At 64.3% G+C, this 19,968-nt stretch carries 20 protein-coding genes and 1 tRNA gene; 19 read left to right on the top strand and 2 right to left on the bottom strand.

Annotated features, from left to right (window positions below; genetic code table 11):
• Positions 1-41 precede the first annotated feature (41 nt).
• From hemH to EL2594_RS11120, 3 genes are all read left to right on the top strand, one after another.
• On the top strand, positions 42-1,076 hold the full coding sequence (gene hemH, locus EL2594_RS11130; protein WP_041685292.1) for a ferrochelatase: 1,035 nt from the start codon (positions 42-44) through the stop codon (positions 1,074-1,076).
• A 69-nt stretch (positions 1,077-1,145) separates the two neighbouring features.
• Positions 1,146-2,552 (top strand): cytochrome P450, encoded by a 1,407-nt coding sequence (locus EL2594_RS11125; RefSeq protein WP_041685290.1) that lies wholly within the window; start codon positions 1,146-1,148, stop codon positions 2,550-2,552.
• On the top strand, positions 2,549-2,977 hold the full coding sequence (locus EL2594_RS11120; protein ID WP_011415176.1) for a hypothetical protein: 429 nt from the start codon (positions 2,549-2,551) through the stop codon (positions 2,975-2,977). Before EL2594_RS11125 ends, EL2594_RS11120 begins: the two co-directional genes overlap by 4 nt.
• 6 nt (positions 2,978-2,983) lie before the next feature.
• Here the strand turns inward: EL2594_RS11120 and EL2594_RS11115 are convergent, their stop codons facing one another.
• On the bottom strand, positions 2,984-3,151 hold the full coding sequence (locus tag EL2594_RS11115; RefSeq protein WP_011415175.1) for a DUF1674 domain-containing protein: 168 nt from the start codon (positions 3,149-3,151) through the stop codon (positions 2,984-2,986).
• A gap of 54 nt (positions 3,152-3,205) precedes the next feature.
• On the opposite strand from EL2594_RS11115, the gene EL2594_RS11110 reads away from it, so the two are divergent.
• Positions 3,206-4,453, top strand: a complete 1,248-nt coding sequence (locus EL2594_RS11110; RefSeq protein ID WP_011415174.1) for an RsmB/NOP family class I SAM-dependent RNA methyltransferase — start codon at positions 3,206-3,208, stop codon at positions 4,451-4,453.
• A 337-nt stretch (positions 4,454-4,790) separates the two neighbouring features.
• Here EL2594_RS11110 and msrA read toward each other — a convergent pair whose 3' ends face one another.
• Complete coding sequence (msrA, locus tag EL2594_RS11105) at positions 4,791-5,339, bottom strand: peptide-methionine (S)-S-oxide reductase MsrA (protein WP_041685288.1); 549 nt, start codon at positions 5,337-5,339, stop codon at positions 4,791-4,793.
• 93 nt (positions 5,340-5,432) lie between these two features.
• Between msrA and EL2594_RS11100 the strand changes: the two genes are divergently transcribed.
• From EL2594_RS11100 to EL2594_RS11030, 15 genes are all read left to right on the top strand, one after another.
• The gene (locus EL2594_RS11100) at positions 5,433-6,386 is read left to right on the top strand and encodes a class I SAM-dependent methyltransferase (protein WP_011415172.1); all 954 of its coding nucleotides are present in this window, start codon (positions 5,433-5,435) and stop codon (positions 6,384-6,386) included.
• A gap of 73 nt (positions 6,387-6,459) precedes the next feature.
• A complete protein-coding gene (locus EL2594_RS11095; protein WP_011415171.1) occupies positions 6,460-7,203 on the top strand; it encodes an SIMPL domain-containing protein in 744 nt (247 codons plus the stop codon).
• A gap of 9 nt (positions 7,204-7,212) precedes the next feature.
• On the top strand, positions 7,213-8,064 hold the full coding sequence (gene aguB / locus EL2594_RS11090) for an N-carbamoylputrescine amidase (protein WP_011415170.1): 852 nt from the start codon (positions 7,213-7,215) through the stop codon (positions 8,062-8,064).
• On the top strand, positions 8,049-8,546 hold the full coding sequence (gene folK / locus EL2594_RS11085; RefSeq protein ID WP_011415169.1) for a 2-amino-4-hydroxy-6-hydroxymethyldihydropteridine diphosphokinase: 498 nt from the start codon (positions 8,049-8,051) through the stop codon (positions 8,544-8,546). The genes aguB and folK overlap by 16 nt, the downstream gene beginning before the upstream one ends.
• A 43-nt stretch (positions 8,547-8,589) precedes the next feature.
• A tRNA-Lys gene (locus EL2594_RS11080) sits at positions 8,590-8,665 on the top strand.
• Between the two features lie 102 nt (positions 8,666-8,767).
• On the top strand, positions 8,768-10,849 hold the full coding sequence (locus tag EL2594_RS11075) for a chemotaxis protein CheA (RefSeq protein WP_011415168.1): 2,082 nt from the start codon (positions 8,768-8,770) through the stop codon (positions 10,847-10,849).
• The gene (locus EL2594_RS11070) at positions 10,846-11,289 is read left to right on the top strand and encodes a chemotaxis protein CheW (RefSeq protein ID WP_011415167.1); all 444 of its coding nucleotides are present in this window, start codon (positions 10,846-10,848) and stop codon (positions 11,287-11,289) included. Before EL2594_RS11075 ends, EL2594_RS11070 begins: the two co-directional genes overlap by 4 nt.
• A 57-nt stretch (positions 11,290-11,346) precedes the next feature.
• The gene (locus tag EL2594_RS11065; RefSeq protein ID WP_011415166.1) at positions 11,347-11,712 is read left to right on the top strand and encodes a response regulator; all 366 of its coding nucleotides are present in this window, start codon (positions 11,347-11,349) and stop codon (positions 11,710-11,712) included.
• An 11-nt stretch (positions 11,713-11,723) separates the two neighbouring features.
• Entirely contained in the window at positions 11,724-12,809 is a 1,086-nt protein-coding gene (gene cheB, locus EL2594_RS11060; protein WP_233994270.1) for a chemotaxis-specific protein-glutamate methyltransferase CheB, read from the top strand.
• Entirely contained in the window at positions 12,806-13,654 is an 849-nt protein-coding gene (locus tag EL2594_RS11055) for a CheR family methyltransferase (protein WP_011415164.1), read from the top strand. Before cheB ends, EL2594_RS11055 begins: the two co-directional genes overlap by 4 nt.
• 168 nt (positions 13,655-13,822) lie before the next feature.
• Entirely contained in the window at positions 13,823-15,250 is a 1,428-nt protein-coding gene (locus EL2594_RS11050) for a putative bifunctional diguanylate cyclase/phosphodiesterase (RefSeq protein WP_233994269.1), read from the top strand.
• Complete coding sequence (locus tag EL2594_RS11045; protein ID WP_011415162.1) at positions 15,247-16,650, top strand: methyl-accepting chemotaxis protein; 1,404 nt, start codon at positions 15,247-15,249, stop codon at positions 16,648-16,650. Before EL2594_RS11050 ends, EL2594_RS11045 begins: the two co-directional genes overlap by 4 nt.
• 109 nt (positions 16,651-16,759) lie before the next feature.
• Positions 16,760-17,245, top strand: a complete 486-nt coding sequence (locus EL2594_RS11040) for a (2Fe-2S)-binding protein (protein WP_011415161.1) — start codon at positions 16,760-16,762, stop codon at positions 17,243-17,245.
• Positions 17,242-19,491: a xanthine dehydrogenase family protein molybdopterin-binding subunit gene (locus EL2594_RS11035; protein WP_011415160.1), complete on the top strand. Its 2,250-nt coding sequence runs from the start codon at positions 17,242-17,244 to the stop codon at positions 19,489-19,491. The genes EL2594_RS11040 and EL2594_RS11035 overlap by 4 nt, the downstream gene beginning before the upstream one ends.
• A gap of 14 nt (positions 19,492-19,505) precedes the next feature.
• Entirely contained in the window at positions 19,506-19,958 is a 453-nt protein-coding gene (locus EL2594_RS11030; RefSeq protein ID WP_011415159.1) for a c-type cytochrome, read from the top strand.
• Positions 19,959-19,968 lie beyond the last annotated feature (10 nt).

Raw genomic sequence — 19,968 nt, 5'->3', positions numbered from 1 at the left:
GGCACCTTGACGGCCCCCGCGCATTAGGGTTGGCGGAAGCGATGACCTGGCAAGCCCAATCTCTTCCGGCAGACCATCCGCCCATGAACAGCGGCAAGGTCGGCGTGCTGCTCGTCAATCTCGGCACGCCGGCGGCGCCGGACACGGGATCGGTGCGGACCTATCTGGCGGAATTCCTCAGCGACAAGCGCGTGGTCGAAATCCCGAGCCTCATCTGGCAGCCGATCCTGCGCGGGATCATTCTCAATACGCGGCCCAAGAAGAGCGCTGCCGCCTATAAGAAGGTCTGGGGAGAAGCCGGCTCGCCGCTGGCAGCGATTACTGAACGGCAGGCGAAGGCTTTGCAGGTGCGGCTGGGCGATGCGGTGCAGGTCGACTGGGCCATGCGTTACGGCAAACCGTCGATTGCCGAGCGGATGCAGGCAATGATGGATGCCGGTTGCGAACGGATCCTGTTTGCGCCGCTCTATCCGCAATATTCCGGCGCGACCACGGCGACGGCGGTCGACAAGGTCGCCGACGTGCTGCGCGCCATGCGCTGGCAAGCGAGCCTGCGCACGCTGCCGCCCTATCACGACCACCCCTCCTATATCGACGCGCTGGCAGCAGATACCATGCGACAGCTCGACGCGCTCGATTTCGTGCCCGAAGTGCTGCTCTTGAGCTTTCATGGCATGCCGTTGCGGACGCTCGAACTGGGCGATCCCTATCACTGCCACTGCCACAAGACCGCGCGGCTGCTGGGCGAGCGCCTGCACGCTTCGGACAAATGGCGGGACTTGCGCCTCGTCACGTCGTTCCAGAGCCGCTTCGGCCGGGCCAAGTGGCTCGAGCCCGCCACAGACGAGACGATCGAAGCCGAAGCGCATGCGGGGACGAAGCGGATGGCGGTCGCCATGCCGGGGTTCTCCGCCGACTGCCTCGAAACGCTCGAGGAAATCGCCATGGAGGGGCGCGGCACTTTCCTCGCAGCGGGCGGCGAGCACTATGCCGCGCTCGCCTGCCTCAACGACGGCGCGACCGGCATGGACATGATCGAAGCGCTGGTGCGGCAGGAACTCGCGGGCTGGGTGTGATTCGCTGGATTTGAAGGATCGATTAACTTACAAGGGGGTAAGTAGCGTTTCGATACCGAAGGACCACCGATGGCCACCCTAGCCACCCCCCACCAGCCCGCTGAAGCCGCAGCTCCGACCCATTGGACTAAGGGCGTGCCCGATGTCGCCGACATAGCGCATATTCCGGGCGAGAAAGGCTGGCCCATCGTCGGCCATACCTTCACCCAATTGCGCGATCCGCATGCCTTCACGCGGCGCATGGTGGAGACTTACGGCAAGGTCTATCGCGTACACAGTTTCGGGGGCTGGAACGTTGCGCTGATCGGGGCCGAAGCCAACGAGCTGGTCCTCTTCAACAAGGACAAGATCTTTTCCAGCGAGCAGGGCTGGGGCCCGGTGCTCGACCAGCTCTTCCCGCGCGGACTGATGCTGATGGATTTCGACCATCACCGGATCGACCGACGCGCGCTGTCGATCGCGTTCAAGCCGGGGCCGATGCGGCACTATGCCGGTGCGCTCAATTCCGGCATCGCGCGCGAAGTCGCCAAATGGGACGGCACAATGCTGTTCCAGCCTGCGATCAAGCAATTGACGCTCGACCTGGCGGCCGACAGCTTCCTCGGCATCCCCTGGGGTCCCGAAGCGGACAAGATCAACGAGGCTTTCGTCGACATGGTGCAGGCCTCGGTCGCTCCGGTGCGCAAGCCGCTGCCTTTCACCAAGATGAAGAAGGGTGTCGATGGCCGCGCCTTCATGGTCGATTTCCTGACCCGCGAAACCAACCGCCGCCGCGCCGAAGGCGGCGGGCAGGACATGTTCAGCCAGTTCGCTACAGCGACCCGCGAAGACGGCTCGCTGCTGCCGGTCGACCAAGTGGTCGATCACATGAGCTTCCTGATGATGGCAGCGCACGACACCATCACCTCGTCCGCCACTTCGATGATCCACAAGCTCGCGCAATATCCCGAATGGCAGGAGAAGATGCGCGAAGAAATTTTCGCCGTCACCGGTGGACCCGATGGTTCGGGCACGCCGCGCAATCTCGAATACGACGATCTCGGCAAGCTCGAACTGACCGAGATGGTGTTCAAGGAAACGCTGCGCAGCATCCCGCCGGTTCCTTCGATGCCGCGCCGTGCGCTCAAGACCTTCGAGTTCGGTGGCTATCGCATCCCGGCCGGTCAGCATGTCGGGATCAACATCCACTACACGCACCACTCGGAAGAATATTGGGACGATCCCTTCGCCTTCGATCCGATGCGCTTCACGCCCGAGCTGGTGAAGGCGCGGCACAAATATGCCTGGGTGCCCTTCGGCGGCGGTGCGCATATGTGCCTCGGGCTGCACTTCGCTTACATGCAGATCAAAGTGCTGATGACGCACCTGCTGCAACGCTACCGGATCGTCGAAAGCGAAGGCTACGACCCCGAATGGCAGGCTTGGCCGATCCCGCAGCCCAAAGACGGGCTCAAGATCGAGCTTAAGACGCTATGATGCGGCGTGGCGCAGCTCTGGCGGGGCTCTCCAGCCTGCTGGTGTCGGCCGCGACGCTCTCGGCCCAATCGTCGGCGCCCGAAGCGGGCACCTATCGCGGCAAATGCGAATATGCCGACCGGCTCGTGCCGTTTCTCGGGCAGGGCTATACCTTCTGGCTCTGCGACGAGCTGCTGGTCGAGCGCAAGGGAGACGAAGGGCGGTTTGTCTTTCGGTCGCGCGATGGCCGCCCCGCAGCATTTACCGGCACATGGAACGAGCATGCGCTGACCGTGCGCCACCTGCGACTGGGCACGCAGCCTGCGCTGGAGGTCAAGGGCGAGTGCAAGGTCTTCCGCGCAACCGACCGGGTGGCTGCGGTAACATGTATCGTCGATCGCCGCGGTCGGGGGTGGGCCGCCAATTTCGTACCCGGCGACGGCTGACTCCGATCAGAAGTCGATCGCGACGCCGTCCTTGACCCAGTCGCCATAGCGGGTCGGGCTGAGGCCGTCGGGGTCCTTCTCCTCCGCGTCGATCGGCTGCGGCTCGGGCGGCGGATCGTCCGACCAGTGGGCGGGCTTCTTGAAGTCCCTCGGGCGTTGGGTTGCGCGCTTCATATTCTTGAAATGCGCGCACTGGCGCTTGGTTTCAAGCTGGCCTAACGGCGGGGCATGGCCCAACCGACAGGAATCCATGCGCGCCGCGCTGCCTTGCAGATGCTCGATGCCGTCTTGCGGCGGGGTGAGACGCTGGAGCAGGCCGAAGGTGCCGCGCTGCGGCAGGTCCGCAGCGCGCCCGACAAGGCGCTCGCGCGCGCCATCGCCAACGAGACGTTGCGCTGGCTCACCGATTTCGATGCGCTGATCGACAGCGCGACGAAACAACGGCTGCCCGATGATGCCAAGGCGCGGACGGTCTTGCGGTTGATGCTGGCGCAATGGCTGCGGCTGGAGACGCCGCCGCATGCCGTGATCGCCACCGGGCTCCCCCTGCTGGCGGGCGGACCGCGCCGGCTGGCGCACGGGGTATTCTCGACACTGACGAAGAAAGAGGTGCGCCTGCCCGCCGCACCGACCTTGCCGGTGCGGGTGAGGGAGCGCTGGGGCGACCGCGCCGATGAAATCGCCGCGGGTCTGGCCGAGCCGCCGCCGCTGGACTTGACCCTGCGCGATGCTGGCGAAACGCAGCACTGGGCCAACCAGCTCGCCGCCGATAGCTACGCCCCCGGCCATCTGCGCCTGCCGCGCGGGTCGGCTGTCGAAACGCTGGCCGGGTTCAGGGAAGGCGCGTGGTGGGTGCAGGATCTCGCTGCGTCGATCCCGGCGCGACTGCTCGGGCCGGGCGAGGGGCGGCACGTGCTCGACCTGTGCGCCGCGCCCGGTGGCAAGACGCTCCAGCTCGCCGCCGCAGGCTGGAAAGTCACGGCGCTAGACATCAGCAAGCGGCGGCTCGGCCTGCTCAAGGACAATCTCACGCGCACGAACCTGAAGGCGTCGACCGTTCGCGCCGATGCTCTAGCCTGGGAACCGAAGCATCACTTCGACGCCATCCTGCTCGACGCACCCTGCACCGCCACCGGCACCTGCCGCCGCCATCCCGATGTCCTGCACCGCATCGGCCCGCGTCAGATCGGGGAGATGAGTGAGCTGCAGGCGGCGCTGCTGGGTCGCGCGCAGGGCTGGCTCAAGCCGGGCGGGACCCTAGTCTATGCGGTGTGTTCGCTGGAAGAAGAAGAGGGCAAGGTTCAGGCTGCCAAGGTCGTTCTGACCCCGGAGCCGGTCGCGCCAGGGGAATTGCCATCCGGCCTGATGCCAAGCGACGAAGGATGGGTGCGGACACATCCGGGAATGCTCTGCACACAAGGCGGTCTCGACGGATTCTTTATCGCGCGGTGGCGAAAAGCTCCGGACGATGTGTAAGCATCCGGCTTAAGTTAGGTAACGGGGTCGCGCATCAGGCCGAGCACCGACCGAAGCTGGATGGCGAAGTCTATTCGGCAAGACCCTCGCCCAGATCATAGCCGCCGTGTAGCAAAAGTGCAGTCAGCTTTCGGGCTGTCCTACATCGCGCTGCAATGCGAACACAGCGAGCATGACTGCCCACAGCCGCTCGGATTTTGTCACCGCTTTTGCAGGGATCACGCAGACCCCTGCTTTTTCGGCCCTGGACAGTGGTCCATGCGGTCCATGTCTCCAGGTTGATGGGGCCGAAGCCGAGTTTCTGACTTCTGTGGCCCCCGGCGCAACGGCCGGCGAATCAGGCGTCGTCCTTCACATATTTGGCGAAGCTCTTGCGCAGCTTCATCAGCTTGGGCGGAATGGTCGCCTGGCAATAGGGATTGCGCTGGCCTTCGCCGTCCCAATAGTCCTGGTGATAGTCTTCTGCCGGATACCACTCGGCCGGGCCCTCGATCGTCGTCACCGCAGTGCCTCCGTTGCTCTCGTTCCAGCGCGCGATGGCGGCCTCGGCTTCCTGGCGCTGTTCATCGTCGAGCGGGAAGATCGCGCTGCGGTATTGCGTGCCGACATCGTTGCCCTGGCGATTAAGCTGCGTCGGGTCGTGCGTGCCGAGAAACATGTCGTAGATTTCCGGCAGGCTCACCACGTCGGGATCGAAGGTCACGCGGATGCCCTCGGCATGGCCGGTAGTGCCGCTGCAAACCTCCTTGTAGGTCGGGTCGGCGACGTGGCCGCCGATATAGCCACTCTCGACTTCGGTCACGCCGATCACATCCTTGAACACGGCCTCGGTGCACCAGAAGCACCCGCCGGCGATGATCGCTTGCTGCAAATTGCTCACTCGCATTCTCCTTCGGGCATGAAATGGGGATCGAATCGCCAATGTCATCCGTTTCGCCTACATCGCATGACTACATTTCGATTCCCGGGGGAGTTTCCAATGAAGACCAAACTGCTAGCCGCCGCCGCTCTTGCGGCACTCGTTGCCACGCCGGCAACCGCTCAGGAACAGCGCAAGCAGAACGCGCGCGATATCTTGGGCAGGGTGCTCGAAGCGGTGCTGACACCGGCGGAACAGCGTGCCCAGGAAGCAGAGGCACAAGCTGAAGCCGAGGCAGAAGCGAACGCGACCGTCGCTCCGCCGACGCTCGAGCAGGTGCTGGCCGATGCCCGCCGCGACGACGACCGCGCCCGCGACCGCTATCGCAACCCGATGCAGACGCTGCAATTTTTCCAGGTCGAACCGACCCATACGGTGGTCGAATATGCGCCGGGCGGCGGCTGGTACACGCGCGTGCTGGCCCCCTACATCATGCCGCGGGGCCAGTATATCGCGGTCAATGGCGACAGCGACGCGCGCACCTATCCGGATGCCGAAGCCGAACAGCGGGCCAAGGCCTGGGGCAGCAATTTCAAGACCACTCTCGGCGAGAGCATGGGCATCGCGCCGGAAGCCGTGACGGCGTTCGAGATCGATGAAGTGCCCGAGGAAGTGAAAGGCACGGTCGACCGCATCCTCGTCATCCGCTCTATGCATGGGCTGTGGAACAGCGATGAGGCGGACAGCGTGCTGGGCAGCCTGCGCGAAATGCTCGCCGACGATGGCATGGTCGGCGTCGTCCAGCATCGTGCGCCGGCCGGAGCGAGCTGGTCCGATGTCAATCCGGCACAGGGCTATATGCGCCAGTCGGATGTCATCAAGCTTTACGAATTGCACGGCTTCGAGCTGGTCGGCACCAGCGAAATCAACGCCAACCCGCGCGATCCGGCCAATTGGGGCGGCGGAGTATGGACCCTCCCGCCGGTGCTCCGCTACGGCGATCGCAACCGCGCACGCTACGAAGCGGTCGGCGAAAGCGACCGGATGACGCTGCTCTTCCGAAAAGCGCCCTGATCCGGTCACCTGCAGTTCATTTCCGCAGGCGCAGTTCTCCTATGTGACACTGTAACATGGGGAAGTGGCTCAAATGAGACGGTTCTTGATCGGGTCCGCCGCGCTGTCGCTCGCAGCTTGTAGCGGCAGTGCGGACGGCTCCCGCCTCGATGACGACGAAACGCTGCTGTCGGTCAGCGCTTCCGGCGAAAGCGATGCGACGCCCGACACGGCGCGCTTCGAAGCGGGTGTCACGTCCTATGCCGGCAACGCCCGCGCCGCCAGCGACGCCAATGCCGAGACGGTGCGGGATGTCATCGCGGCGCTGCGCGAAGCCGGGGTGCAGGAGAGCGATATCCAGACCCGCGCGCTGACGGTGAGCCAGATCGAATACGGCAATCGCCGCGGCCAGTACCAAGCCAGCAACATCGTCGCCGTTCGCGTGCGCGATGTCGCCAAGGCGGGCGAAGCGGTGACGGCAGCGACAGAAGCCGGTGCCAATGTCGTCAACGGTCCCAGCCTCTCGATGGGGGACCCGGAAAGCGCAATCAATTCCGCCTATGCCAACGCCTTCCGCGCTGCCCGCGCCCGCGCCGATGCCTATGCGGAAGCGGCGGGCATGGAAGTGGCACAGGTGCTGCGCATCCGCGATGCCGGTGGCTGGCAGGGCGGACGGATGATCCCGCAGGCGGTTGTCGAAACCGCGGCCGATGCCTCGGCAGTGCCGATGCCGAGACCGGTTTCCCCGCCGCCGCCGGAAGAAGGCGCTCCCTTCATGGCCGGCACCACAACCAGCAGCGTATCGGTGCAAGTGGACTTCGCCCTGCGCCCGCTCTAACGGCGGCGAATGAGAGAGATCACCGTAGCCGCCTTGCAGCTGCCGCTCGGCAGCGAGGATGAGCAGGCCAATATCGATGCCGTGGCCGAGCTGGTCGAGCAGGCCGCCGCACGCGGGGCCGAAATCGTGCTGCCGCCGGAGCTCTTTTCCGGCCCCTATTTCTGCCAAGTCGAAGACGAGGCGCTGTTCGCGCTGGCGCGCCCGACGCTGGAACATCCCAGCGTCGTCGCGATGCGCAAGCTGGCGGGCAAGCTCGAGATCGCCATCCCCACCAGCTTCTTCGAGCGCGACGGGCATCACTATTACAACACGCTCGCCATGATCGGGCCCGATGGCGAACTTCAGGGGACCTACCGCAAAAGCCACATTCCCGATGGTCCCGGGTATGAAGAGAAGTTCTATTTCCGCCCGGGCAATGACGGGTTCAAGGTGTGGGATGTGTGCGGCACGCGCATCGGCGTCGGGGTGTGCTGGGACCAGTGGTATCCCGAATGCGCGCGGGTAATGGCGCTGATGGGCGCCGAATTGCTGTTCTACCCGACCGCCATCGGTTCCGAGCCCTACGACGCCGATTTCGATACCAGCCGCATGTGGCAGCGCTCGATGCAGGGCCACAGCGTGTCCAATTGCATGCCGGTGATCGCCGCCAATCGTATCGGCACCGAAGGTGAGGCAAAATTCTACGGCCACAGTTTCATCACCAATGAATGGGGGGACAAGATCGTCGAGTTCGGTGCCGAAGAAGACGGTGTGCTGGTGGCAACCCTCGATCTCGACGAAGCTGCGAAACACCGTGCCGGGATGGGCTTTTTCCGCGATCGCCGCCCGCAGCTCTATAGGCGGATTTGCGAGGACATCTGAGCAGCACCTATCTCGTCGCGCTCGGAAGCAACCGGCCGCATCACCTCTATGGCCGTCCGCGCGCGGTCGTGCATGCAGCGATGGAAGAGCTGGCGGTTCTCGGCACCGTCACGCACCGTTCGCCCATTATCGCCACCGCGCCGCTTGGTGCAGCGCAACGCCGGTTCGCCAATGCCGCTGCGCTGGTCGAAAGCGAACTCGACCCGGAAGCGATGCTCGCCGGTTTGCAGCATATCGAAAATGGCTTCGGTCGCCGCCGCTGGCGCCGCTGGGGCGACCGGGTGCTGGACCTCGATATCGTGCTGTGGAGCGAAGGGGCTTTCGCTGCGCCGGGCCTCCAGATCCCCCATCCGGCATTCCGCGAGCGCGCCTTCGTCATGACCCCTGCACTGGCCATAGCCCCTGCCTGGCGCGACCCCGTCTCCGGCCGTTCCCTGCGCCATCTAAATGCCCGCTTGACCCGCAAGCACCCACGCCCCTAAGGGGGCGCTCCGTGCCCGGCGATGTCGCTGCAGGCACATCGGTGGGCCCTTAGCTCAGTCGGTAGAGCAACTGACTTTTAATCAGTAGGTCGCAGGTTCGACCCCTGCAGGGCTCACCACCTTTTCTCCTCTGCCAGACCTCTCGCCGCAGCGCGATGCTTACCTTCTGTTAACCATCACCCGCCATACCGGCGTCGGAATAATCCGGACCGGGGCGCTCGATGGACGATCTGCTGGCAGAATTCATTGCCGAAACGCGCGAGATGCTGGGAGCGCTCGGCGGTGAGCTTGTGGCGTGGGAAGCTGCGCCCGACGATCGCGACCGTCTCGATGCGATTTTCCGCTTCGTCCACACCGTGAAGGGAAATTGCGGTTTCTTCGATTTTCCGAGGCTCGAAGCCCTCAGCCATGCGGCGGAAGATGCGCTCGGTGAGGTGCGCGCCGGCCGCCGTATCGCCGATCCCGCCCTGGTCTCCGCGGTCCTCGCCATTATCGATCGCATCGGCGACCTGACGAGCGCGATAGAAACCGGCGAAGAAATTCCGCACGAAGGGGACGATGCCCTTGTGCTCGCGCTGGCGCACGACCCCGACCGGGCCGAGGAAGCCAGTCTGGCAGAAAACGCTGCTGAAGTTCCTGTCACTCCGAAAGCGACAGTTGCGCAGCGATCGATACGCCTCCCGGTGGAACTGCTGGACCGCATGATGAGCGGCGTTTCCGATCTCGTGCTGGCTCGCAACGACCTTTCGCGCGTGCTCGGCGAAATCGGCTCCGACCCGCGCCTCGACGGACCGTTCGAACGCATGACCGCGATCCTCGACGACGTGCGCGATGCGGCTACGCGCATGCGGATGCAACGGATCGAAGTTCTCTTTTCCGCCATGCCCCGGATGGTTCGCGACCTCGGCAGGGAGCTGGGCAAGCAGGTCATGATCGATCTCGAAGGTGGAGATGTCGAGCTGGACCGCGAGATGATCGAATCGATCCGCGATCCGCTCACCCATATCCTGCGCAACGCCGTCGATCATGGTCTCGAAAGCCCCGCTGAGCGCGCAGCGGCTGGCAAACGGGAAATCGGCGTCGTATCGATCTCCGCTCGCCAGGCGGGCAACCAGATCTATCTCACCGTCAGCGACGACGGGCGCGGGATCGATGCCGACAGGCTGGTGGACAAAGCAGTCGCTGCCGACGCCATCGATGCTGCCGATATCGATGCCATGAGCCTGGCCGACAAACACAATCTCATTTTTGCGCCGGGCCTCTCGACCGCGGCGGAAGTGTCCGCGATTTCGGGCCGTGGGGTCGGGATGGACGTGGTCCGCGCCAATATCGAGAAGATCGGCGGCACCATCGGCGTATCCAGCCGGCCCGGCGAAGGCACGACGATCCAGATGCGCTTTCCGCTGACGCTCAGCATCATCGCAACCTTGACCGTCTCGAGTGCCGGCCAGAAATTCGCCTTGCCCCGCTCGGGTGTGGAAGAGGTGATTTTCGGAAGCGATCCCGATCTTGAATATACCGAACTCGGCGATGGCCGCTTCATCACATTCCGCGGCCAGCGCATCCCCTGCATCGTGCTGTCCGAAGTGCTCGGCCAGTCGAACGACAGCGCCATCGAAGGCCGGACATTCATCGTGGTGCGCTTCTCGGCGTCCGAACTGAGTGCCTTCATCGTCGACCGGGTAATCGATCACGAAGAGGCCGTCATAAAACCGGTCGCCCCCGCCATCACCGCTACCCGGCTCTATACCGGCGCAACGCTGCTATCCGATGGTACGCCCGTCCTCGCGCTCGACCTGACGAGCATTGCGGTCGACCGCGGCATCGTCACCGACGGCCGCTCGCGCGCGCTGGATGTCGATGTCGAGACCGCAGGCGAGGTGGAGGCCGCAGAACACGCACGCATCATGCTGTTCGTGGACTACGAGGGGCAACAGCGCGCCGTTGAAATGGACCATCTCGAAAGGATCGAGACGATCCCGGCGGTCGATGTGGAGGTTCATGCCGGGTCGAGCCGGGCGGTCATCGACGGGCGGTTGCGCATTCTCGGCGGTCTGGGCGGCATTCCGATCGAAACCTCCAAGCTGAGGGCGCTGCGCCTGCGGGACGGCGATCGCGAGGGTCTGTTCGCAGTGCGCGCGATTGTCGATGTCGCACCACTCGCCGAGCCGATTTCCGATGATGCCGACGAACCGCTCACGCGTGGGTATGCGCAAGTTGCCGGCCGTCCCGTGCCCGTTCTGAGCCCGTCTGCGGTTCTGGACCGCTGGGGTGACCGTATTGCTGCGGAGGCCGACCGATGACGGGTGACCTGTTTCTCGTCGCCGAAATCGGCGGTCGCACCGTCGCTGTCCCGGCGGCCGATGTGGCATCGGTGAGCGAGCTTGAAAAGACCACTGCCGTGCCAGGGGCGCCGGAGTGGATCGAAGGTATCGGTACCCAGCGCTCGCGCGCATTGACGGTCATCGATGCCTGCAAGGCGATCGGCATCGAGGGGCCGGACGACGGGCAGGTGCCCGATGCGCGCTGCATAGTCTTCGTTTGCGAAGGCCACCAATATGCCCTGCGCTGCGACCGCATACTCGACGTCACGCCAGCAGAAAGCCTGTCCGGCGAGGCACCCAAAGGACTCGGCGCTCTATGGCTGACAGCGACCGCAGGCGTGGTGGAGACTGCTTTCGGCCCGGCGCTTCGGCTCGACCTCCCGGCCTGCGTGGCCGGGCCCGACCGGATTGCGGCTTAAGGCGATGGTTACCACCCTGCTCTATCGCAACGACACGAAAACAAACGGGGTCCGCACATGAAAACTTGCCTGATCGTCGACGATTCGAGGGTGATCCGCAGAGTGTCTCGACACATCCTGGAATCGCTCGATTTCTCCGTCGAGGAGGCCGAGCACGGCCAGGACGCCTTGCAGAAATGCGCGGCCGCCATGCCGGATGTCATTCTGCTCGACTGGAACATGCCCGTCATGAGCGGGATCGAATTCATCCATGAGCTGCGCAAGCGGCCCGATGGGGCGAAGCCGAAAGTCGTGTTCTGCACCACGGAAAACGATGTCGCGCATATCCGCGAGGCGATTGATGCCGGGGCGGACGAATACGTGATGAAACCCTTTGATCACGAGACCCTTCAGATCAAATTGCAACTGGTGGGTTGCGCCTGAGGAGGTCATCGATGCGCTCTGCGCTCGCCCCCGATACGCCCGATACCCCCCGCATCCCGGGTCGTCGCATGGCGGTCCGGGTCATGATCGTGGACGATTCGATCACCGCGCGGGCTGCGTTGGCGAGGGCCATCGACAGCAGCGGCACGGCAAAGGTCGTGGGCACTGCCAGCAGCGCCGAAGTCGCCCTGCAATTGCTGCGCGAGCAGCGGGTCGATGTCATCCTGCTCGATCTCGAAATGCCTGGCATGGGCGGTCTCGAGGCCCTGCCGCGCCTGATCGAGGCGTCTGCGGGGGCGCAAATTCTCGTCGTCTCCAGTCTCACCACTGCCGGAGCCGAGCCGACACTGGCCGCCATGGCGATGGGCGCTGCCGATACCCTGGCGAAACCCCGGGCCGGAGACTTCAACGAAGCCTACCGGGCCGAGCTGCTCGCCAAGCTGCTAGCGCTCGCTGGAACTGCCGATACCGCCGATTTGCCATCTAGCCCGGCGGTCCGGCCCGCCACCCGCACCATCAGGCCGGAATTGATCGCGCTAGGTGCATCGACCGGCGGAATCCACGCGCTCGGGCGCTTCTTCGCCGCGCTTCCACAGTCTGTCACTGTGCCGATGGTGTTGACGCAACATCTGCCTCACAGCTTCATGCCGGTATTCGCACGGCAGGTGAGCGCCATGGCCAAACGGCCCGCCGCAATCGCCGCCGACGGCGAACTTATCCGGCCGAATACCGTCATGATCGCTCCGGGACATGCCCATCTGGAAGTGCGCAGAAGCGGCGGTGCGCTGACCTGTGCCCTCGTCAAATTCCCCGCCCCCAGCGGATGCTGCCCTTCCGTCGATCCCATGTTCGAATCCGTCGCTAATGTCGTTGGCCACGCCGGGCTCGGCATCGTCCTGTCCGGTATGGGCCGCGACGGTGCTTTGGGCGCGCTGCAACTCGATCGGGCGGGAGGGACCGTGCTCGCCCAGAACGAGGACAGTTGCGCGGTGTTCGGTATGCCGCGCGGCGTCGTCGAAGCCGGCATCGCGCGCGCGATCGAGCCGCCGGAAGCGCTGGCACGCTATGTGGCGAACCTCGCAGGGGTCGACGCATGAGCGACAATCCCGCCTCGCATCAGATCATCGCCGATCTGCTTCGCGCGCGGACCGGGCAACATCTCGGGCCCGACCGGATGTGGCGCATCTCGGGCGCGCTGAGCGGCGTTTTCCGCCGTCACGCGATCAGCAACGTCGACCAGCTCGTCTGTCTCCTTGCCGACTCTACGTCGGGCGATCTCGCGGACGAGACCGTCGAGGCACTGCTCAACAACGAAACCTATTTCTTCCGCGATCGCCAATCCTTCGATGCGGTGGCCGAGCAGGCGCTGCCGCGGTTGCGCGAATTGCGCGCCGACGAAAAGCGTTTGCGGGTCTGGTCGGCAGGGTGTTCCTCGGGGCAGGAGCTCTATTCCATCGCCATGCTTCTGCGATCCCAAGGCGAACGCTGGCGAGGCTGGTCCTTCGATCTGCTCGGCACCGACGTGTCGCAGCGGATCGTGAGCCAGGCGCGCAAAGGCGAATATTCCCAGTTCGAAGTGCAGCGCGGTCTTACCGTCGCGCAGATGCTGGCGTATTTCCAGCAGCGCGAGACCGGGTGGATGCCGCAGGCCGATTTGAAAGGCATGATGAGCTTTCGTCGGCACAATTTGCTGGACCCACCACCCCAAGAACGGCCGTTTGACCTGGTTCTGTGTCGCAATGTCCTGCTCTATTTCGATCAGGCAACCCGCCAAAAGGTATTCGACCGTCTTCACGAGGCCGCAGCGCCGGATGGCTTCCTGATGCTCGGAGCTGGTGAAACCACTGTGGGTCAGACGACGTTGTTCGACCCGCTCAATGACGGAACCGGCCTGTTCCACCCGGTGGCAGCTGCGGCGCACGCATCGCGCAAACGGGCTTAACGAGCGCGGTAAACGAGAGGTTTACGGATGCTTAGCCTTTGGCGGGTACCGTTGGCCCTAACTGATTGAGAAGCGGAAGGTCTGTCGAGCGTGCCCAGCATTGGAAATTTCCGCGAACGGACGCCGAGAGAGGTAGTTTTTCTGCCCTTCGCTGTGCTTGCAGGGATAGTGCTTCTCACCGTGTTCGGCCTCGGGCAGAGCGGATTGTTCTCGTGGCGCTGGCTTCTGGCCGGTGGGGTTGCCGTCTGCCTTGTCGCTTTGGGTGTCGGTCTCGGCCGATGTACTGCTCTACGCCTCGATCGCGGGGCCATGATCGATGCGCTCACCGGTTTGCCCAATCGGCGCGCTTTGCATCGGGACATTGCTTCTCGCCGCGGTGGCGAAGGCGAAGTTGCGCTCGCAATCGTGGATCTCGACGGGTTCAAGCAGGTCAACGACCATTTCGGACATGCGACCGGAGACGAACTGATCCGGGCCGTCGCGATTCTCATAACGGAGACATGCGGCGACGAGGCGCAGTGCTATCGGCTGAGCGGAGACGAGTTCGTCTTGCTCGCGGACGGACCGATCGCCGGCAATCTGATCGAAGGCATCAGCCGCATGATCGTCGATCGGCTGCGCAAGCCGGTGCAGCTCGAACGAAGAGCGATCGCCGTCGGTGCGAGCGTCGGCCTCTCGCGCAGCGGTGGCGAAGAGGCACCCGCCAGTTCCGAATTGCTGAGGCGCGCAGATGTGGCGATGTTTGCTTCCAAGCGCGGCGGAAAGATGCGCTGCACCTGGTATGCCCAAGCGCTCGATCGCAATCGCGAAGCCCGGCTGGATCTGGACAACGAGCTGCGCGCAGCGCTCGCCAAGGGGGAATTCCGGGTCAATTACCAGCCGCTCGTCGATGCCAGAACCGGCGCCATCGTGGCCGTCGAATCCCTGCTCCGCTGGGAACGCGAGGACGGCAGTCAGATCGGCCCCAATATATTCATTCCGGTGGCCGAGGAATCGGGCCTGATCAACGCGATCGGCCTGTGGGTCCTGCGCACCGCGTGCCGCGATGCGCGCGATTGGGGTGACCTGAACCTGTCGGTCAATATCTCGGCAGCGCAGTTGCGCAATCCGGAGTTTCCGATCTTGGTCGGACAGGTTCTCGAGGAAACCGGCTTTCCGCCCGAGCGGCTCGAACTGGAAGTCACCGAGACTTGCCTGGTGCTCGACCCGGTGGTGGTCGGGCGGAGCCTCGATGTGATCCGCCAATTCGGGGTCAGCATTTCGCTCGACGATTTCGGCACTGGCTATGCTTCGATCGGCTTCCTGCGGCAGTTCCGCTTCGAAAAGCTCAAACTGGACCGCTCGCTCGTCGTCGACGCGCAGGAGGACGATGGCAGCAGAGCCATGATGATTTCCAGCATCTCGCTCGCCCGAGCAATGAAGATGGGCGTGACTGCCGAAGGGGTCGAGACCCAGTGCCAGGCCGATATGGTGCGCGCCGCGGGTGCGGACCAGATTCAGGGCTGGCTCTATTACCGGGCGATGCCGCCCGAACAGATCGTTGCATTGAAGGATAAATTCGGATCGACGCGGTCCGACAGGAGCAAAGTGGCATGAGTACGATCGAAGACCTCGCAAGCGATCTCCGGCGGGAAGCCGAGACCGAAATCGCGGCCGCATCGGACATGGTGGCTCCGCGCATGCGCAACCCAATTGAACGGTGGTTTTCGGGCCTCGACAGCAATCAAAAACTGGTCGCTACCGGCGGCGGGCCGATCCTGATCGTCCTGACCGTGATGGCGGTCGCATTCTGGGGCCTCGCATCGATAGAGACTGCGCCGGATGCTCAGGCCCGGGCTGCTGCAGCAGACCTTGCCCGATGGGCTCTGCTCGGCGTCACCGGCGTCTTCGTGCTTTGTCTCGTGATCGCCGGTCGTGTCCTGGCGCGCGATATCGTCGACACAACGCGCGGACTTGCCGATGCGATGGAGAAGATTTCTGCAGGCCAGACCGACTTCGACATTCCTGCCAAGGACCGGGTGGACGAATTCGGATCGATGGCGCGCTCGCTCGAGATCATGCGGCGCGGCACCAAGCGGCTGCTGACGCTGACTGCGCGCGAGGAGCGCAACCGCGAGGAGCGCGAGAAACTGCACGAGGAACAGGAGCGTGAAATCCTCGATCTCGCCAACACGTTCGACCGGACGGTTGGCGAAGTCGTCAGCGGCGTTGCGGCGGCATCGACCCAGCTACACGCAACGGCGGGCGAAATGTCCCGCGCGGCCGAGCAGTCGACGGCCCAATCGGAACAGGTTTCGACGGCGATGGAGCGGGCTGCGGAAGGCGCATCGGCCGCCGCCGCCGCGAGCGATGAATTCGCCATGTCCATCGGCGAGATCAGCCGTCAGGCCGCCGATTCGGCGGAGCTGGCGCGCAAGGCGCGCGGAACGGCGGACGAAGCCGACCAGACGATCTCCGCGCTCGACCAGGCTGCCACCTCGATCGGCCAGATCGTCGAGATGATCTCGACCATCGCCAGCCGCACCAATCTGCTTGCTCTCAACGCGTCCATCGAAGCGGCGCGCGGCGGAGAGGCGGGACGCGGCTTTGCGGTGGTGGCTTCCGAAGTGAAGGAACTGGCCAGCCAGACCAGCCGCGCGACGCAGGACGTTTCCGACCAGATCCAGGCTATCCAGCAATCGACCGGGGCCAGCGTTTCCGCGCTGCGCACCGTCAGCCGCGAGATCCAGCAGATCGAAGCGACAGCCATTGCGATCGCCTCTGCGGTGGACCAGCAGTCGGTCGCAGGACAGGATCTTGCTCGCAGCATCGACAGCGCCGCCCGCCACAGCGAGGAAGTGGGCAGCCATGTCCGCGACGTCCGCGAAAACTCGCTTCGGACAGGTGCAGCCGCCTCGCAGGTGCTCAATTCGGCAAGCGAGCTCGAACAGCAGGCATCCACCTTGCGCGAACAGGTCGATGCTTTCCTTGTGAAAATTCGCGACCGGTCCAAGTAGGCGCGCCTGCCCCCGCTCTTGCGGGGATCGCCCATTGCCTTGACGCGCCCGCTCCGGCACACTTGCGTTGCAAGTCGCAACGCAAACCGCCGCCGGAGAAAGAGCCGCGATGATCGAATTCACGCTCAATGGAAATGCCGTTTCGGTCGATGCCGATCCGGCCATGCCGATCCTGTGGGTCGTCCGCGAGAAGCTCGGAATGAACGGCACGAAGTTCGGCTGCGGGATCGCGCAGTGCGGGGCGTGCACCGTACATCTGGACGGCAAACCGATCCGCAGTTGTTCGACGCCGGTTTCGGAAGCCGAAGGTCGCTTGGTCACGACGATCGAAGGCATTGCCGGACCTGAAGGCGAACTGACGAAGGTCCAGCAAGCGTGGATCAGCGAACAGGTACCGCAATGCGGCTATTGCCAGTCGGGCCAGATCATGGCGGCGACGGCGCTGCTGCGCGATACGCCGCAACCGAGCGACGCACAGATCGATAGTGCGATGGCGGGCAATATCTGCCGCTGCGGCACTTACACCCGCATTCGCCGCGCCATCAAAGTCGCCGCCGGCCTGCAAGAGCCCCGCAACGAGGAGGCGGAGGCATGAGCGAGCAAGCCGATACCAAGCCGGCGCGCAGCCGTACGGCCAAATGGACTAGGCGCGGGGTCATGGGTGCAGGCGTGCTTGCCGGCGGCGCGTTGCTGATCGGGGTCGCGGTGCGGCCCGGCAATCCGGTAGGGCGGTTGAAGCCGCTGGTCGCGGAAGGCGATGAGGAGCTCGTCAACAGCTGGGTCAAGATCGATACCGACAACACTGTCACCGCGATCGTCCCGCATTGCGAGATGGGGCAGGGCGCGCATTCGGTGCTGGGCCAGATGCTCGCGGACGAGCTCGATGCGGACTGGAATCTCGTCAAGGTGATGCAGGCGCCGGCGGATGGGAATTATGTCGTGACCGATACCGCCCGCATGTTCGTCGCGCCGTTCACGATGAACGCGGCGGACTGGATCGAGCCGACTTATGACGGCCTGTTCACCCAGATCGCGCGGCTCGCCGATGCCATGATCACCGGGGGCAGTTCCTCGATCCGCACGACTGGGCAACACCAGATGCGTATCGCCGGGGCTGCGGCGCGGCAGATGCTGGTCGGCGCGGCTGCCGAGGAGTGGGACGTTCCTGCAGGCGAAATCGAAACGCGTAACAGCATGTTGATCCATGCTGCTTCGGGGAAGGAAGCGCCCTATGCGCAGTTTGCCGCGGCTGCAGCCGAACAGCCGATGCCGCAGACGCCTCGGCTCAAGGACATCGGCGAATACAGGCTGATGGGCAAGAGCAAGGCGCGCACCGATATTCCGGCCAAGGTCAACGGCACGGCCACTTTCGGGATCGATGCCGAGATCCCTGCCGACAATCTCTCCTATGCCGCGGTCATGCGGCCTCCGGTTCCGGGCACCGAAGTGGCATCGATGGATGCCGAAGCGGCGAAGTCCATGGGGGGCGTATTGCAGATCCTCAACATGGGCGATCACGTTGCTGTCGTCGCGGACAGCTACTGGCAGGCCGAGCAGGCGCTCGGCGCGATCGACGTCACGTGGACCCAGTCCGAGAGCAAAATCGCGACCATGGACGACCAGTTTGCCGCATTTGCCGCCGCACTCGACGCCGCGGGCGATGACGGAGGCAGCGAAGCGGCGTCGAAGGGCGATGCGCGCGATGCCTTCGCCAATGCCGCCACAATTATCGAAGCGGAATATCGCGTGCCCTACCTGGCCCACGCGCCAATGGAGCCGATCAACTGCACGGCCTGGGTGCATGACGGCAAATGCGAAATCTGGACCAGCACCCAGGTGCCGCTGATGGCGCGCAAGGAAGCAGCCAACGCTATCGGGCTCGATGCCGACGATATCACGATCCATCATCCGATGCTGGGCGGCGGTTTCGGGCGGCGCCTGGTCAGCGAATATGTCGGCATGGCGGCGCGGGTGGCGAAGGCGACGGGCTATCCGGTCAAGATGATCTGGAGCCGCGAGGAAGATACGCAAAAGTCGATGTACCGCCCGGCCGACATGATCCGTTTCAAGGGCGGGCTCGACGCCGATGGCAAGCTTGTCAGCTACAACAGCGTCTTCACCCAGCGCCACGATCCCGCGGAGGCCTGTGTGCCTGCGGGCTATGGCATCCCCAACCTATCGGTTCGCGTCGCCGAAGCTCCGCTGCACCTGCCGTTTCAGGCCTGGCGTTCCGTCGACCATTCGCAGCATGGATTTTTCACCGAGAGCTTTATCGACGAAGCAGCCCATGCGGCCGGGGCCGACCCGCTCGACTATCGCATCGCCATGCTGGCCGATGCTCCGCGTCACAGGGCCGTGCTGGAGAAACTGCAGCAGGTCAGCGGCTGGGACGAGCCGGCGGGCGACGGCAAGGGGCGCGGTGTCGCCATGGTCGAGAGCTTCGGCACGATCGTGGCGGAAGCGGTCGAAGTCGATATGTCCGGCGGCAAGCCGCGCGCGACCAAGGTCTACGCGGTGGCCGATCCGGGCTATGCAATGAATCCCGATGGTTTCCGCAACCAGATCGAAGGCGGGATTGTGTTCGGTCTGACCGCCGCGCTTTACGGCGAGCTCGAGCTGGAAGGCGGCAGGGTCAAGCAGAGCAACTTCCACGATTACAAGATGCTGCGCATGAACGAGTGCCCGGAAATCGAAGTCGCCATCATCAACAGCGGTCCGGTGCCCATCGGCGGGGCCGGTGAACCGGGCACGCCGCCCATCGCTCCGGCGTTCACCAACGCAATCTTTGCCGCCACAGGTCGCCGCATTCGCGACCTGCCCGTCGCCAGGCAATTCGCGTGACGGAGGCGGGGACAATGAAGCATTTTGCTGTGCCGGTTTTGTTGGCTTTCGTATTGATTGGCTGCGGCTCTGCGGAAGAGCCGCCTGTGGAACAGATCGTGGTGCGTGAGCCGGGCGAGGTTGCCACCGCGGCCGCCCAACTTGCTGATAAGGCAAGCGACCCTGTGGCCGCAGGTGAAGCTGGATTCGCCGCTTGCGCTGCCTGCCATGTCGCCAAGGCCGGAGCGGCCTCAGGCATCGGGCCCAACCTCTACGGCGTTGTCGGACGGGAAGCGGGAGCGCTGCCCAATTTCGGCTATTCTGATGCGATGGCGTCTGCGGATTTCGTGTGGGACGAAGCGAGGCTTAATGCCTATCTCGGCGATCCCAACGGCGTGGTGCCGGGCACTTCGATGGTTGCCGGCGCTGTGAGCGATGCGGCAAAGCGCGAAGCGATCATCGCCTACCTCGCCACACTGTCCGAGTGAGCCTCTTGAG

The organism is Erythrobacter litoralis HTCC2594 (genome assembly GCF_000013005.1).
GTDB lineage: Bacteria > Pseudomonadota > Alphaproteobacteria > Sphingomonadales > Sphingomonadaceae > Parerythrobacter > Parerythrobacter litoralis_A.
Note: the sequence above shows the minus strand (reverse complement) of the source record. Positions and strands in the feature narration are given on the sequence as shown.

Excerpts from the sequence above, each read along its gene's own strand:
- hemH (WP_041685292.1), top strand. The coding sequence starts at position 42 with ATGACCTGGCAAGCCCAATCTCTTCCGGCAGACCATCCGCCCATGAAC.
- EL2594_RS11125 (WP_041685290.1), top strand. The coding sequence starts at position 1,146 with ATGGCCACCCTAGCCACCCCCCACCAGCCCGCTGAAGCCGCAGCTCCG.
- EL2594_RS11120 (WP_011415176.1), top strand. The coding sequence starts at position 2,549 with ATGATGCGGCGTGGCGCAGCTCTGGCGGGGCTCTCCAGCCTGCTGGTG.
- EL2594_RS11115 (WP_011415175.1), bottom strand. The coding sequence starts at position 3,151 with ATGAAGCGCGCAACCCAACGCCCGAGGGACTTCAAGAAGCCCGCCCAC.
- EL2594_RS11110 (WP_011415174.1), top strand. The coding sequence starts at position 3,206 with ATGGCCCAACCGACAGGAATCCATGCGCGCCGCGCTGCCTTGCAGATG.
- msrA (WP_041685288.1), bottom strand. The coding sequence starts at position 5,339 with ATGCGAGTGAGCAATTTGCAGCAAGCGATCATCGCCGGCGGGTGCTTC.
- EL2594_RS11100 (WP_011415172.1), top strand. The coding sequence starts at position 5,433 with ATGAAGACCAAACTGCTAGCCGCCGCCGCTCTTGCGGCACTCGTTGCC.
- EL2594_RS11095 (WP_011415171.1), top strand. The coding sequence starts at position 6,460 with ATGAGACGGTTCTTGATCGGGTCCGCCGCGCTGTCGCTCGCAGCTTGT.
- aguB (WP_011415170.1), top strand. The coding sequence starts at position 7,213 with ATGAGAGAGATCACCGTAGCCGCCTTGCAGCTGCCGCTCGGCAGCGAG.
- EL2594_RS11075 (WP_011415168.1), top strand. The coding sequence starts at position 8,768 with ATGGACGATCTGCTGGCAGAATTCATTGCCGAAACGCGCGAGATGCTG.
- EL2594_RS11070 (WP_011415167.1), top strand. The coding sequence starts at position 10,846 with ATGACGGGTGACCTGTTTCTCGTCGCCGAAATCGGCGGTCGCACCGTC.
- EL2594_RS11065 (WP_011415166.1), top strand. The coding sequence starts at position 11,347 with ATGAAAACTTGCCTGATCGTCGACGATTCGAGGGTGATCCGCAGAGTG.
- cheB (WP_233994270.1), top strand. The coding sequence starts at position 11,724 with ATGCGCTCTGCGCTCGCCCCCGATACGCCCGATACCCCCCGCATCCCG.
- EL2594_RS11055 (WP_011415164.1), top strand. The coding sequence starts at position 12,806 with ATGAGCGACAATCCCGCCTCGCATCAGATCATCGCCGATCTGCTTCGC.
- EL2594_RS11045 (WP_011415162.1), top strand. The coding sequence starts at position 15,247 with ATGAGTACGATCGAAGACCTCGCAAGCGATCTCCGGCGGGAAGCCGAG.
- EL2594_RS11040 (WP_011415161.1), top strand. The coding sequence starts at position 16,760 with ATGATCGAATTCACGCTCAATGGAAATGCCGTTTCGGTCGATGCCGAT.
- EL2594_RS11035 (WP_011415160.1), top strand. The coding sequence starts at position 17,242 with ATGAGCGAGCAAGCCGATACCAAGCCGGCGCGCAGCCGTACGGCCAAA.
- EL2594_RS11030 (WP_011415159.1), top strand. The coding sequence starts at position 19,506 with ATGAAGCATTTTGCTGTGCCGGTTTTGTTGGCTTTCGTATTGATTGGC.